General features: G+C 62.1%; 13 protein-coding genes and 1 pseudogene. 6 read left to right on the top strand and 8 right to left on the bottom strand.

Annotated features, from left to right (window positions below):
- Positions 1–71 precede the first annotated feature (71 nt).
- Entirely contained in the window at positions 72–953 is an 882-nt protein-coding gene (locus KHO23_RS22565) for a metal-dependent hydrolase (protein WP_211613445.1), read from the top strand.
- A complete protein-coding gene (locus KHO23_RS22560; protein WP_211613444.1) occupies positions 950–1,933 on the top strand; it encodes an alpha/beta fold hydrolase in 984 nt (327 codons plus the stop codon). Before KHO23_RS22565 ends, KHO23_RS22560 begins: the two co-directional genes overlap by 4 nt.
- Here the strand turns inward: KHO23_RS22560 and KHO23_RS22555 are convergent.
- The gene (locus KHO23_RS22555; protein ID WP_211613443.1) at positions 1,908–2,462 is read right to left on the bottom strand and encodes a putative glycolipid-binding domain-containing protein; all 555 of its coding nucleotides are present in this window, start codon (positions 2,460–2,462) and stop codon (positions 1,908–1,910) included. The genes KHO23_RS22560 and KHO23_RS22555 overlap by 26 nt on opposite strands.
- A 282-nt stretch (positions 2,463–2,744) precedes the next feature.
- Here KHO23_RS22555 and KHO23_RS22550 point away from each other — a divergent pair, with 282 nt between their 5' ends.
- The 4 genes and pseudogenes from KHO23_RS22550 to KHO23_RS35470 all read left to right on the top strand — a co-directional run bounded on the left by KHO23_RS22550 (position 2,745) and on the right by KHO23_RS35470 (position 5,146).
- Positions 2,745–3,707 (top strand): urea transporter, encoded by a 963-nt coding sequence (locus KHO23_RS22550; RefSeq protein WP_211613442.1) that lies wholly within the window; start codon positions 2,745–2,747, stop codon positions 3,705–3,707.
- A gap of 170 nt (positions 3,708–3,877) precedes the next feature.
- Positions 3,878–4,654: a class II aldolase/adducin family protein gene (locus tag KHO23_RS22545; protein ID WP_211613441.1), complete on the top strand. Its 777-nt coding sequence runs from the start codon at positions 3,878–3,880 to the stop codon at positions 4,652–4,654.
- 68 nt (positions 4,655–4,722) lie between these two features.
- Positions 4,723–4,920 (top strand): annotated as a pseudogene (locus KHO23_RS22540) (4-oxalocrotonate tautomerase); the annotation flags it as partial.
- Positions 4,921–5,014: 94 nt separating this feature from the next.
- Entirely contained in the window at positions 5,015–5,146 is a 132-nt protein-coding gene (locus KHO23_RS35470; RefSeq protein ID WP_268963905.1) for a hypothetical protein, read from the top strand.
- On the opposite strand, the gene KHO23_RS22535 is transcribed toward KHO23_RS35470, so the two are convergent.
- The 7 genes from KHO23_RS22535 to garD form a co-directional block, all read right to left on the bottom strand.
- On the bottom strand, positions 5,143–6,354 hold the full coding sequence (locus tag KHO23_RS22535) for a porin (RefSeq protein ID WP_211613344.1): 1,212 nt from the start codon (positions 6,352–6,354) through the stop codon (positions 5,143–5,145). The genes KHO23_RS35470 and KHO23_RS22535 overlap by 4 nt on opposite strands.
- A gap of 73 nt (positions 6,355–6,427) precedes the next feature.
- Positions 6,428–7,780, bottom strand: coding sequence for a TRAP transporter large permease (locus KHO23_RS22530; RefSeq protein ID WP_211613440.1), 1,353 nt, complete (start codon positions 7,778–7,780; stop codon positions 6,428–6,430).
- A 7-nt stretch (positions 7,781–7,787) separates the two neighbouring features.
- Positions 7,788–8,267 carry a TRAP transporter small permease gene (locus tag KHO23_RS22525; RefSeq protein ID WP_211613439.1) on the bottom strand — a complete coding sequence of 160 codons (480 nt, stop codon included), beginning with the start codon at positions 8,265–8,267 and terminating at the stop codon, positions 7,788–7,790.
- A 144-nt stretch (positions 8,268–8,411) separates the two neighbouring features.
- Positions 8,412–9,404 (bottom strand): TRAP transporter substrate-binding protein, encoded by a 993-nt coding sequence (locus KHO23_RS22520; protein WP_211613438.1) that lies wholly within the window; start codon positions 9,402–9,404, stop codon positions 8,412–8,414.
- Between the two features lie 617 nt (positions 9,405–10,021).
- Entirely contained in the window at positions 10,022–10,951 is a 930-nt protein-coding gene (locus KHO23_RS22515; RefSeq protein ID WP_211613437.1) for an SMP-30/gluconolactonase/LRE family protein, read from the bottom strand.
- Positions 10,948–11,790 (bottom strand): NAD-dependent epimerase/dehydratase family protein, encoded by an 843-nt coding sequence (locus KHO23_RS22510; RefSeq protein WP_211613436.1) that lies wholly within the window; start codon positions 11,788–11,790, stop codon positions 10,948–10,950. Before KHO23_RS22510 ends, KHO23_RS22515 begins: the two co-directional genes overlap by 4 nt.
- 34 nt (positions 11,791–11,824) lie before the next feature.
- A complete protein-coding gene (gene garD / locus KHO23_RS22505; RefSeq protein WP_211613435.1) occupies positions 11,825–13,414 on the bottom strand; it encodes a galactarate dehydratase in 1,590 nt (529 codons plus the stop codon).
- Between the last annotated feature and the right edge of the window lie 174 nt (positions 13,415–13,588).

Genomic DNA, 13,588 nt, shown 5'->3' with positions numbered 1-13,588 from the left:
GCAATGCAAAGAAACCGATCAGCACGATCCGCACAATCAGCAGCACGTAAAGAATCACAAGGAGAAAGGCCATGATGCCGGTTCGCCGCGACCTCCGTTTCAATTTACCGCAGGAACGCGCCTGCGATTGGCACGTGCAGGGCTCGCATGTGACACACTTTTTCAACGCGCTCTCGCTGCTGTTCCCGGCCGGCGAGCGTTTCTTCATGGACAGCGTGCGCAACTACCGCGATCAGATCGACGACCCCGTGCTCAAGAAGCAGGTGCTCGGCTTCATCGGCCAGGAAGCGATGCATACGCGCGAGCACATCGAATACAACGATCTGCTGCAGGAAGCCGGCTTGCCCGCGCATAAGCTGGACAAGCGGCTGTGGGCGATTCTCAACTTCTTCCGCAGAGTCCTGCCGCATTCGTATCAACTCGCGGTGACGGTCTGCCTCGAGCACTACACGGCGATGCTGGCCGGCTTGCTGCTGGAAGACGCATCGCGTATCGGCGGTTCGGTCGAAGGCTATACGCAGATGTGGACGTGGCATGCGCTTGAAGAAACGGAGCACAAATCGGTCTCGTACGACGTGTGGAACGCCGTGCTGAAGCCCGGACTCGGACGCTACCTGCTGCGCACCGGCACGATGCTCACCACCACGCTGACCTTCTGGCTGATCGTGTTCGACTTTCACGTGCGTCTGCTCATCGCCGATCGCAAACGCGGCGGCCATATCCGCGGCATGTGGCGCGTCGCGAAGTATCTGTATGGCCCGCGTCACGGCGTGTTTCCGCGTATTGCCCGTGAATGGCGGAGCTTTTTCCGGCCGGGCTTCCATCCGTGGGATCACGACAATCGCGCGCAACTGGCGCGCATCGATGGTCTCGTCGCCGCTGTCGACGCGAGCAACGCGGCCACGCCAGGTACACGGAAAGCCACGCGACGCGGCGTGCGGGCGGCCGCGTGATACGCGACACGCTGTGGGTCGAAGCCGGCGACGTGCGGCTCGCGGTCTACGTGAGTGGACCGCGCGACGCGCCGCCGATCGTGCTGGTGCACGGTTATCCGGATTCGGCGGCGGTGTGGGAACCGGTGCGCGCGCAACTCGACGCACGCTACCGCGTGATCAGCTATGACGTGCGCGGCGCGGGAGCATCCGGCGCGCCGCAGTCGCGCGCGGCTTACCGGCTCGAGCGGCTGGCCGCCGATCTCGCGGCCGTCGCCGATGCAACGAGCGGCGCACGGCCGTTTCACCTGGTCGGTCACGACTGGGGTTCGATTCAATGCTGGGAAGCGGTCACCGACCCGGCCTTTAAAGGCCGCATTGCGTCTTACACGTCGATCTCCGGGCCGTGTCTCGATCACGCGTCGTTCGACTTGCGCGGCGGCCCTGGCGCCGGCGCTGGTGCGGGTCATGCGGGGCAGCCCAAGGCACGTCAGGCGGCAAAACGGCCATTCGGCAGCGGACTGCGGCAAACGCTCAAATCCTGGTACATTTTCTTCTTTCACCTGCCGTTGCTGCCGGAGCTGGTCTGGCGCGCGGGCGGCGCACGCCTGTGGCCGTTGTGGCTGCGGCTAACGGAACGGGTGCGCCCTGAACGCGATCCCGCGCAAACGCGCAATGCGATCAATGGCCTGAATCTCTACCGCGCCAATTTCATCGACAAACTGCTGCACCCGCGCGCACGTCATGCCCATGCGCCGGTGCAATTCATCGTACCGCTGCGCGATCGCTACGTCGGGCCCGAGCTCTCCATTGGGCTCGAAGGCTGGCTCGGTCCGTATAGCCGCACGGAAATCGATGCCGGCCACTGGGTCGTCTTGCGCGAACCCGAGCGTATCGCGGCTGGCATCGAGCGCTTTGTCGAGTTGCACCGGGGGCAGCGTCCGGCAGACAGCGCCGGCCCCGGCACATCGACGATCAACGCCCGCGCGGCAGGCGTGTGAACAGCGTCGGGTAGTCGATTACGAGGCCGTCTTCATCCACCGTCAGGTCCGCGGTGAAATTGCGGAAAATGCCTTCGTAGCGATACACGCGATTCAATTCGATGCACGAATACGCCTGCTCGGCACGCGTGACCTGCAAATCCGGCGTCGAAATATAGGCCACCGAAATCGGCTGGCGCTCGCCTTCGGCCTGTTGCAGCCGGCGGATCGGCAAGGTGTTCGTATAGGGCGTGGCGGCGATATCGATATCGATGCACCCTTCAATCGCGCTCAGTACCAGGCCATGGCCATCGTGCCAATGGCCGGCGCCGTCGCCGTGCAATTCCACCTCGCCACCGCCAACAATCTTCAACCACGCATAGGTGGTGCGCCATTGCGCATCGCAGCGCACCTTGTAGTAAAGGCCATACTCTTTGCCGTAGCGCTGCCCGACCACGACGCTTTCCACCGCAAAGCCGTCCGCGCGCGCGTCGAACGCCAGGTGTTCGAAACCCTCGCCCTCTTCCGATTCCCACCGTAATTCACGCATCAGTCTGTCTCCTTCTGGAACGAAACAAAACGGAACGGAACGGCACGGCAAGCGCGCCGGATTGATATCGTAGCGCGAAAGCTTTCGGTTCGCCGACGGACCGCTTGTCGGCTCGCAGCGCCTGGGTGCGCATGTGTCGCAAATAGCCACTATCAACGCCTGGCAATGCCCGCCGCGCGGCAAGTGGCCTATGCTCGCGGTTCACACTCAACCTGACCTGCTGCGTGCACTTGATTTGCGCGCGGCCAGGTCGCGCCGCATCGAATTCGCCGCCTTTAAACCATGCACGCCGCCGCAACCGAAGCACAATCCGCCGCCTTGCGCACCTTGTTGCGCAGTTTCGGCCAGATCGTGCTACAGCCGAACGCATTCACCGGTGCGTGCCTGCTCGCCGCATGGCTGCTATGCGATCCGCGCCTCGCATGCGCGGCGCTGATGGGTGCGATCGCGGCTAACGTCAGCGCGGTGCTGGCCGGCTATTGCGAGGACGACACACGGGCCGGCCTGCACGGCTTTAACGGCGCGCTGGCCGGTCTCGCCGCGTTCAGCTTCATCGCCGACAACGCGACGGCCGCCGCCGTGGCGATTCTGGCCGCGACAGGCACTGCGTGGTTGCTGGAACCGTGGTCGCGCCGGTTGCGCGCGCGTGGGCTCGGTTATTTCTCCAGCCCTTGCCTGCTCGTCACGTGGCTTTGGCTGCCGCTGGTGACGCGCGTCGCGCAGCAAGCGAGCCTCACCGCTGAGCACGCGCTCGGCGCGGCGCAATTGAGCCGCGGCGTACTCGCCGGTTTCGCGCAAACCGGTTTTGCGTCCGGCGCGCTGCCAGGTTTGCTCGTGCTGGCCGGCATCGCCGTGGCGTCACGGCGGCACGCGCTGTGGGCGTTGATCGGCGCGGGTCTCGCGAGTGCCACGCATCTGCTGCTCGGCGCGAGTACAAGCTCGTTCGACGCGGGCCTGTTAGGATTCAACGGTGTGCTGAGCGCGATCGCGCTGGCCGATTACGGTATTGCGGTGACGCTCGGCGGCGTTGCGATTTCGGTCGTATTGCAGGCGACGGCCGCTTACTATGCGTTGCCGGCCATGACTGCGCCGTTCGTACTCGCAACGTGGAGCATGCAGTGGCTCAATGGCCGGCTTACACGCGGTGCGGCGGTCTCCGAACCGGCCGAGCGTGCCGAAGCCGGACGGCGCGTCACGTCGCCAGCATCGGCCAGGTCGCCGGCGTCGGTCAGGCGCGCGGGTTAGCGCTGCTGTTTTGGGCGGCAGGTTTAAGCCATAGGTCTGGGTGTCGATTCAGGCCGCAGATTCAGGCCGCAGACTCAGGCCGCAGACTCGGACCGCAAACTCAGCCCGCCGGTTGAGTCCGCACAGTCCGGCCGCAGTCACAGTCCACCAGGCAATCTCAGGAGACACACATGTCGTTCACCCACACGCCCGCCGGCCGTGTCGCCGAGGCGGGGCCGATGTCCGAAGCCGAACAGCAGACCCGCGTCGATCTGGCTGCCGCCTATCGCCTCGCGGCGCTCAACGGCTGGGACGACCTGGTCTACACGCATATTTCGGCCAGCGTTCCTGGCGAACCCGGCCATTTCCTGATCAATCCGTTCGGTCTCGCGTTCGACGAGGTGTGCGCGTCGAACCTGGTGAAGATCGATATCGAAGGCAACATCGTCGGCGCGAGCTTGCATCCGGTCAACGCCACCGGTTTCGCGCTGCATGCCGCCGTGCACGCCGCTCGCGCCGACGCTTTCTGCGTGATGCACTTGCACAACACGGCAGGCGTGGCGGTTTCCGCGCAGCCGGCCGGTTTGCTGCCGGCGTCGCAGCACGCGCTGCGTTTTTACGGCCACCTCGCGTATCACGATTACGAAGGCCTCGCCTTTACGCCGACCGAGGGCGAACGCCTCGTCGCGCATCTCGCCGACAAACCGGCCATGCTGTTGCGCAATCACGGCACGCTCACCACCGGCCGCACCGTTGCCGAAGCCTATGTGCTGATGGCCACGCTGATCAAGGCCTGCGAAATCCAGTTGCAGGCGCAGGCATGCGGCAGCGCGCTCGTCGTGCCGGGCGATACGGTGGCCGCACGGACGGCTGAGCAACTGGTCGACGGCGGTGCGATAGAAGGCGCGCTGGAATGGCCTGCTTTGCTACGCAAGCTCGACCGGCTCGATCGCACGTACCGCGATTAGTTTCACTTATCGACGTCCTTATCGACGTCCTTATCGCCGTCACCTACTGACGTCACTTATCACGGAGTCACGCAATGCCCACGTTTCATATCGAACTCTTCGAAGGCCGCTCGCTGGAACAGAAGCGCCAGTTCGTCGAAGCCATTACCAAAGCGACCTGCGAGTCTCTCGGCGTCGAGCCGAACTCGGTGGACATCATCCTCACCGACGTCAAACGCGAAAACTGGGCAACGGGTGGGCGTTTGTGGTCCGAACCGGACGCGTGAGCGTCGGACGGCGTTCGAGGGTTATCCGGGACGCGGAACTCGAGTGCCGAAATGGTCGCGATGGGATTCACACTCAGCCGGATCGGCGAGCCCGATGCTCGACGGCCGTGCGCCGCCGACAATGCTGCGCGCGTTGCGCGCGCAGCGGGTGCTTCTGAGCGACGCGCATCCGACACGCGTCGCCGTGGCGGCGTCGACAGACGCCGCCACTATCCTGCCCGCTTAGAAGCGGTGAATGATACCCACGCCTGCAGCGAACTGGCTGCGTGACGAGGACGGCGCGCTGTTCTGGCCGTCGCCGATATCGGCCGTTGCGTCGATGATGCTCGTGGCGGTGCCGGCCTTGTTCGGGACCAGGGTCTTGCCGCCCGCACGCTGGTAGGCCTCCAGCGCATACAGGCCGGTCCGCTTGGAGAGGCTGTAGTACTGCGAGAGATTGAACTGCTGATAGCTGGCCGCGCTCGTGATGCCGTTCGACTCCGTTGCGCGCGTATAGCTATAGCCGGCGGCCAGGTCCAGCGCCGACAGCGGCTTGAAGTGCAGCACCGCGCCCGCGGTGTTGAAAATCGCCTCGTTGTGGAACGCCGAGTGGATGCCCGGGATGTACTGCACGTTCGAATACGAGAACGACACGTCCCATTGCGAAGTGAACGCATAGCCGCCCGTCACCGCAACGCGCTGTTGCGCCTGCGCCGTCTGGTAGCCGTTGTTGATGCCCGACACCGCCGTCTGCGCGCCGTTATTCGACGTCGTGGAGTTGGGGTCCCACGCACCGCCGCCCGACGCCGCATTATTGATGCGCTGGTAACCCGCCGCGATCCCGAACGGACCGTTCAGGTACTGGACCGCCGCACTATACGTCGATCCGGCATTGGTGCTGCCCGCCACGCCGCCCAGCGAATACGAACCGCTCACCGTCAGGCCATGCAGGCTCGGCGACGTGTACACCAGCGAGTTATTCGCGCGGTACAGCGTATCCAGCGAATCGATGTCGCCCGGGTGTGCGCCGTATGCGCCCGTCAGCCACGTGGTCGGGCTATAGGGCGACAGCAGCGTGTAGTACGACGTGTACTGGCGGCCGGCCGTGAACGTACCGTACATCGCATTGGTCACACCGACGTAGGCTTGCCGGTTGAACGCCAGACCGGTGACCGACTGCGCGCCGGTTGCACTGTTAAAGCCTTCTTCCAACTGGAAGATCGCCTTCGTGCCGCCGCCCAGGTCCTCGCCGCCCTTCAGGCCGAAGCGGCTGCCCGCCCAGACGCCGTTGACCATCTTGACCACCGAACGACCGCCGGTCGTCGAACCAAGCGACGTCTGGCTGCTCTGATAGCCGATCCCCGCATCGACGATACCGTACAACGTCACGCTGCTCTGAGCGTGCGCGCCGAGGGCGACCAACCCAAGGGCCGAGGTTACCAATGCCTTTTTCATTTCTGCTCCTCTTTAAAAAAATTATTCTTTGCGTCTGGCAGTGCCACACCGGCGCCGACTCTTAATCAAGCGTTCAAAACACCGGGTGGCCATTAATCAGGCTAGGCAACCACGTCGAGAACATGGGCACATAGGTCACAATGTTGATCGCGCTGAAGATAGCCAGGTAATACGGCCAAGCCACCTTGGTGGTTTCACCTATCGACACATTGCCGATCGCGCAGCCGATAAATTGCACCGAGCCGATAGGCGGATGCACGAGGCCCAATGCACAGTTCAGCAGAATCATGATCCCGAACTGCACCGGGCCAACGCCGGCGTGCATCGCCATCGGCAGGAACAACGGCGTGGTGATCAGGATGTGCGCCGCCATGTCGACGAATGTGCCGAGGAAAATCTGGATGACGTTGATGTAAAGCAGCATCAACCAGGGCAGGCTCGTTGCACCGTCGAGCATGTGTTCAATGGCGTCGGGAATCTCCAGATAGGCCATCTGGTAGCGCAACATGTTCGACACGCCGATCAGCAGCAGCACCACGCCGGTGGTTTTAGCCGCCTTGGACAGCGCGTGAGCGAGCTTCTTCATCGTCATCGTGCGGTACACGACGATGGTCAACACCAGCGAATAAGCCACGGCAATGGCTGCTGCTTCCGTCGCAGTGGCGATACCTCTCGCCACGCAGAACAGAATGATCGCGATCACCATCAAGCCGGGCAATGCGCCGAGGAACGTCCGGGCTACCGCGAACCAGCCGGGAAAGCGCTGCAATTCGCTCGAGCCGTCAGCGCGGCGCGGATAGCCGAATTTGACCGCTTGCCAGTACGCGGCGATGAGCACGAAACCCATCACCCACAGCACCGGCAATAGACCAGAAAACAACAGATCGCCGATCGACACGCCGCTCATCTGGTGACCGTTCAGCGTCCCGGTGATGCCTTGGGCCGCAAACGCATAGATGATCATGTTCGTCGAGGTGGGCATCAGCGCGCCCGCCAGCGACGAATGGGTCGTCACGTTGACCGCATAGGCCGCGCTGTAGCCTTCGCGCTTCATCAGCGGAATGACGACGCCGCCCATGGCGGATGTGTCGGCCGTCGGCGAACCGGACACGCCGCCGAACAACGTGCACGCGACCACGTTAGCCATGCCGAGTCCACCGCGGAAATGGCCCACCGTGGCCTGCGCGAAGCGCAGGATGCGGTCGGCGATACCGCCGTGCAGCATCAACTCGCCGGAGAAAATGAAGAACGGGACCGCGAGGAACGAAAACGCGTTCATTCCCGAGATCATCGACTGCATGGCGGTGGCCGCCGGCAAGCCTTCATACAGATAAGTCAGGACGCACGAGAGTCCCAGCGCAAACGAAACAGGAACCCCGAATACGAGGAAAACGAGGAAGCTAACGGAGAGGATGGCAAGTTCCATGATTCTTCTATTTGTGTTTCTGTGCGAAAAGCCCCAGCAGGTTCTCGAACGAGAACAGGGCGATGCAGGCGCTGGCAATGACCGGGATCACGTAACGAAGCGCTTCCGGAAGGCCCAGAATCGGGATCTTGTCGTCCATCGTCGTCTCCGCCATCTGCAAACAGCCGAAGAAAATCGCCACGGCCAACGCGATCAGGCACAGGTGCTGGAATGCATGGGCGATCACCTGACCTTTCGGCGGCAGTTTCTTGACCAGCGAGTCAAGGCCGATATGGCCGCCTTCGCGAACCTTGAGCGCGGCGCCGAACATGGCGATCACAATCACCAGCAGGAGGGCAATGGGCTCGACGAAATCCGGTGCGTCGCTGAAGGCATAGCGCATCACCACGCTGTAGATCACCAACAGGCACAACGCGGCAAGACTCGCCGACGCCACGACAACCAGCACGCGGAAGAGAAAATCATTTGGGCGCTTCATGAATCTCATTGACCCCATCCTTGCATACGGCGGACTTAGTTTTAATCTTCAGGAATCCTGCTAACCACCACCATCGGCTCAGGAAACCGCGCGGCGCGAAAAACCCCGCAGCGCCTGGCTGCAAGGCTTTTCGCCACCGCGTTACTGCCAAGCTTATTTGACTGCCTGGATTTCGTCGACGATCTGCTTCATTTGCGGCGTCTTTTCGTACTTTGCCCAGACCGGTTGCATCGCTTTCACGAAAGCAGGACGGTCGATCTGCGCGGCGGTAATGATCGTCGCGCCACCCTTGGTGACCGTCTTTGCCGCATCCGCTTCACGCGCGGTCCAGAGCTTCTCGTAGTAAGGCACGGAATCAGCCGCGGCCTTCTTGATGATGTCCTGCTCCTGTGGCGTCAGTGTGTCCCACACCTTCTTGGAGAACACCAGGACTTCCGGTGTCATTGAATGCTGGGTTTCGGAATAGAACTGCGCGACTTCAAAGTGCTTGGTCTCTTCGTACGACGGCAGGTTGTTTTCCGCGCCATCCACCAGACCCGTCTTCAGGCCCGTATAGACTTCGGCGAATGGCATCGGTGTGGGCGTGCCGCCCATCGCCCTGATTTCGTCGACCATCAGATCCGAAGGCTGCACGCGCACCTTGAGGCCCTTCATGTCGGCCGGCGAATGGATCGCCTTCTTCGCGTACATCGAGCGCGCGCCGCTCTCATAGAACGTCAGCGCGATCATGCCCTTCGCCTTGAAGGCGTCGAGAATCTTCTGGCCTTCCGGGCCGTACATCACTTTGCGGAAATGGTCGATGTCGCGAAACAGGAACGGCAGCGACGGAATCATCGATTCAGGAACGATCTCGTTGAACGCGGCACCGTTGGCGCGCGCCATGTCCAATGCGCCGATGCGCACCTGATCGATCGTGTCGTTTTCGGAACCCAGCGCGCTGTTGCCGAAGACCTTCACGGAATCCTTGCCACCGGTTGCCTTGCTGATTTCTTCACCCATGTACTTCACGGCCATATTGGTCGGATAGGTGTCGCCATGCACGTCCGACACACGGAACACGCGAGCGTGTGCCGACGCGGTGCTGAACGCCAGCACGGAGGCCGCGACAATCATCGAAACACGGGAAGAGGCAAACTTCTTGTTCATCGTGACATTCCTTGAAATTAGATCATCCGATCGATTGCGGGGGGCCGCCTGCTGCGGGCCGCTATCGGATGCGACATGGTTTTGATGCGTCTCCCGGCTCCACGCGCGCTTCCCTACTCGGGAAGCAAGCGATTTGCCGTGCTGGCCTGTTTTACTTCCCCGGCACAGATGCTCAGCACTCCTGTCAGACAACTCGACTTCTTTACTACAACTGCATCGGCGTGAACCCCGCGCGAGTTGGTCACACGCGCAGCGAACGCCGCCCTCTTTGTCCAGCGGCCAAAACTATCTTGAAATGAATTTGTTTGGGCTCATATGTTGTACGACGACATATGAAGTCTATAAAACGTAATCTGAGTTGTACAGCCGGTATTTACCCGCACCGCGACGGATTGGACGTAAATGTTTCCGGATCGAAATAAGACACCAAAGCTATGCCAGAAGGGAGGGCGCGCAAGATCTCCACCTCGCGGATTTATATTTTTCGTGGAGAGGAAGATGACCTGAAAGTGGCATTTTTGCCACTATGTTGTACGACAAGCGATGAATAAAAGGTTGCAACTGTTGGACGCCGGCGTGCTAATAGCCCGGCGCCCCGTCTCAAATACGTCGTTTATTCAGAGTTCGCCCGCGTATTCGGGCTCGGGCAGCCCGGTCACGCCGGGGCGAATGGCAAAGAGATGGCCGTCGTGTTCGCTAGCGCCTGTCGCGGGACGAATCGACGTCACGAACAAGGTATCCAGATTGCTGCCGCCGAACGCGCACATGGCCGGCTTCATGGCCGGCACGGCAATCTGCCGATCGAGCTTGCCTTGGGGCGTAAAGCGCAGCAATAGACCTGCGTCGTTCGCGCAGATCCAGTAGCAGCCATCCGCGTCCACTGCGGCACCGTCCGGCCGGCCGGCATAGTGATGCAGATCGGCGAATACACGCCGGTTACGCGGCTCGCCTGCTTCGATGTCGTAATCGAACGCCCAGATCTGTCGGCGCAGAGGATGCGAGTCCGACAGATACATCGTGGTCCCATCCGGCGACCACGCGAGACCGTTTTGCGTGATCAACGCTTCGACGACCGGCTCCGACAGCACGCCGCACTCGTCGAAGCGATAGAGCGCGCCCGCAGGATTTGCAGCCGCCATGTCCTGCACCATCGTGCCGGACCAGAAGCGCCCCTGCCGATCGCAACGGCCGTCGTTGAAGCGCATATCGTCGAATGCGAAGATCGGCGCGGCGAGCTTTCTGCCCGTCACCTTCGTGGGTTCGCCGCCGGGCGCGCCTTCGGTCAGCGCGACCGCGAAGAGCCCTGTCTCACAGCCCGCCAGCACCGTGCCGCGACGATCGAAGGCGATGCAGGCTACCTTCTCCGGCAATTGCCATTCGGAGCGCTCTCCTGAATCGAGCCGTAGCCGCACAATCTTTTGCGCCGGAATATCCACCCAGTAGAGCGCCTGCTCCGCGGCGCGCCACACCGGGCTCTCGCCGACCGACGCGGGTGCCTGCCCTGCCGCCTCGACGCGCTCAACGCGCGGGTTCGCCACGGCGCTCATCGCTTCGGCTCCATCGGACCGGCCAGCACGAACGGGCCGCCCTGGAAATGCTGCGTCGGATCATCGAGCTCGGCGGTGGGTGCCGTGACCGGGAAAAGATGCTCGAATTCGATCGAACTGTCCTGCGGACGAAAGCCGAGGAACGCCGCCCTGGTGTTATCGACCCACTTGGTGCGATTATCCGAGACGCCATAAACGATGGCATGCCCGACCCGGTTGGTGAACAGCGAGCAGCGCACCAGTTCGATAAAGTCGCGGAAGCTCAGATAGGTGACGAGCATGCGCGGATTCTTCGGCTGCTCGAATGATGAGCCGATCCGCAGGCACACCGTCTCGAGACCGAAGCGGTCGAAGTAATAGCGCGACAGCGATTCGCCGAAACACTTCGTCACGCCATACAGGCTGTCGGGACGCAGCGGCGCGTCGGCATCGAGTACCGATGTCGTGGGATGAAAACCCACCGCGTGATTCGAGCTCGCGTACACGATGCGCTTCACGCCCTGCTTCTGCGCGGCCGAATAGAGGTTGTACAGGCCGCGGATATTCGCTTCGAGCAGATCTTCGAACGGCGCCTCGACGGAAATGCCGCCAAGATGGATGACCGCATCCACGCCTTCAAGCAGCGCGTGAACGGCGGCTTCATCGGCGAGGTCGACGATCGATGCTTCTTCATGATCCGCCACGTCGCCGAGCGGTGCGATATCGGTGACGCGCACGACATCGGCCCACGCCGCGAGCGCACCGCGCAACTGCTGGCCGAGGTTACCGGCGGCGCCGGTGAGCAGAAGACGGCGAAAAGGTTTTTGCGCCGCCGGGCGCTCAGGGTTCGAGTCGGTCATGTTCCAGTCTTTTTCGTAATTACGTTCAGTACTATCAGGTCACCGGCGCCGGATTGAACAGCACCAACGCGTTGTGAAGCTTGAGCTTCTCCGCGCAGGTCTGCTTACGTCCGCTTGCCACATCGAGCATCAGGCGGAACAGCTCCCAACCCACGTCCTCGATCGTCGCGGCGCCGGTTGCAATGGTACCGGCGTTGATATCCATCAGATCATGCCAGCGGCGCGCGAGATCCGAGCGCGTCGCGACCTTGATGACGGGCACTTCCGCGAGGCTGTAAGGCGTGCCGCGGCCCGTGGTGAACACATGCAAGTTGATGCCCGCTGCGACTTGCAGCGTGCCGCAGATGAAATCGCTGGCCGGCGTGGCCGCGTAAATCAGGCCCTTCTGCCTGACCTTTTCACCCGGCGACAACACGCCGGAGATGGCCGAGTTGCCCGACTTGATGATCGACCCCATCGCCTTTTCAACGATGTTCGACAAGCCGCCCTTCTTGTTGCCCGGCGTGGTATTGGCACTGCGGTCCGCGCCGCCGCGCTTCAGATAATCGTCGTACCACTGCATCTCGCGGATGATCGCGGCAGCCACGTCGGCGTTAGCCGCGCGCGCCGTCAGTTGATCGACGCCGTCGCGCACTTCGGTGACTTCGGAGAACATCACCGTCGCCCCGGCGCGCACCAGCAAATCAGTGGCGAAGCCCACGGCGGGATTCGCGGTCAGCCCCGAAAATGCATCGCTGCCGCCGCATTGCACGCCAATTACCAGATCGGAGGCCGGGCAAGTCTCGCGGCGGCGATTGTTCAGCCGCTTCAGATGGCCGTCGGCCATTCGCATGATCGACTCGATCATCGACTGAAAGCCGACGTGCGCTTCGTCCTGAAGCACCACCACATCGCCATTCAGATCGGCCTCGACGTCGCCGATGTCGGCCACTTCGGCGACATTCGCGGCAGCGGCAATCGGAATCGTGCCCGGCGGCATCAGGCGCTCAGGCTGCAGCTTTTCGCAACCGAGGCTGACCATCATCACTTCGCCGCCGAAATTCGGATTCAGACTGATGTTGCGCACGGTGCGGATCGGCACCATCGCGTCCGGCGCGTCGATCGCGACGCCGCAACCGTAGGTGTGCCCAAGGCTCACCACATCGTCGACGTTCGGATAGTGCGGCAGCAGCTCGGCCTTGATGCGTGTGACCGCGTGCTGAACCACGTCGGCCACGCATTGCACCGTGGTCGTGATCGCCAGAATATTGCGCGAGCCAACCGAGCCGTCGGCATTGCGGTAGCCTTCGAACGTGAAGCCCTCCAGCGGCGGCATCTCCGGCGCCTTGATCGTGGCGATCGGCAGATCTTCCAGTCCGGGCGGGCTCGGCATGCGGATGACGTGTTCGTTGATCCAGCTGCCCTTCGGCAAAGCCTTGAGCGCGTAACCGATCACCACGTTGTAGCGGATGACCTCGTCGCCTTCCGCGAGATCGGCCAGCGCGACTTTGTGCCCTTGCGGAACACGCTCGCGTAGCGCAAGGCCATCGGGAAATACGGCGCCCTCACCCAGACCGCCGTCGTTGACGACGATCGCGACATTGTCATTGGGGTGCACACGAATGTAGAGCGGGGTTTGTTCCATTGCATCGATCCTTATGGCGGTTTCACGCCTGCTGCAGCGATCATTCATACGTCATCCTACAACATAGAAGATTGCCAGGACGTTCCGTATTTACCCTATGACGTGCATTATGCCGTGAAAACACCGTTGAGTTAGTCGATTTGTTGTTGTACGATGACGTATAAGAAATCTCCA

The sequence above is a fragment of the Paraburkholderia haematera genome, assembly GCF_905220975.1.
GTDB classification, from domain to species: domain Bacteria; phylum Pseudomonadota; class Gammaproteobacteria; order Burkholderiales; family Burkholderiaceae; genus Paraburkholderia; species Paraburkholderia haematera.
The sequence above is the reverse complement of the archived record's forward strand: the minus strand, read 5'-3'. Positions and strand labels throughout refer to the sequence as shown.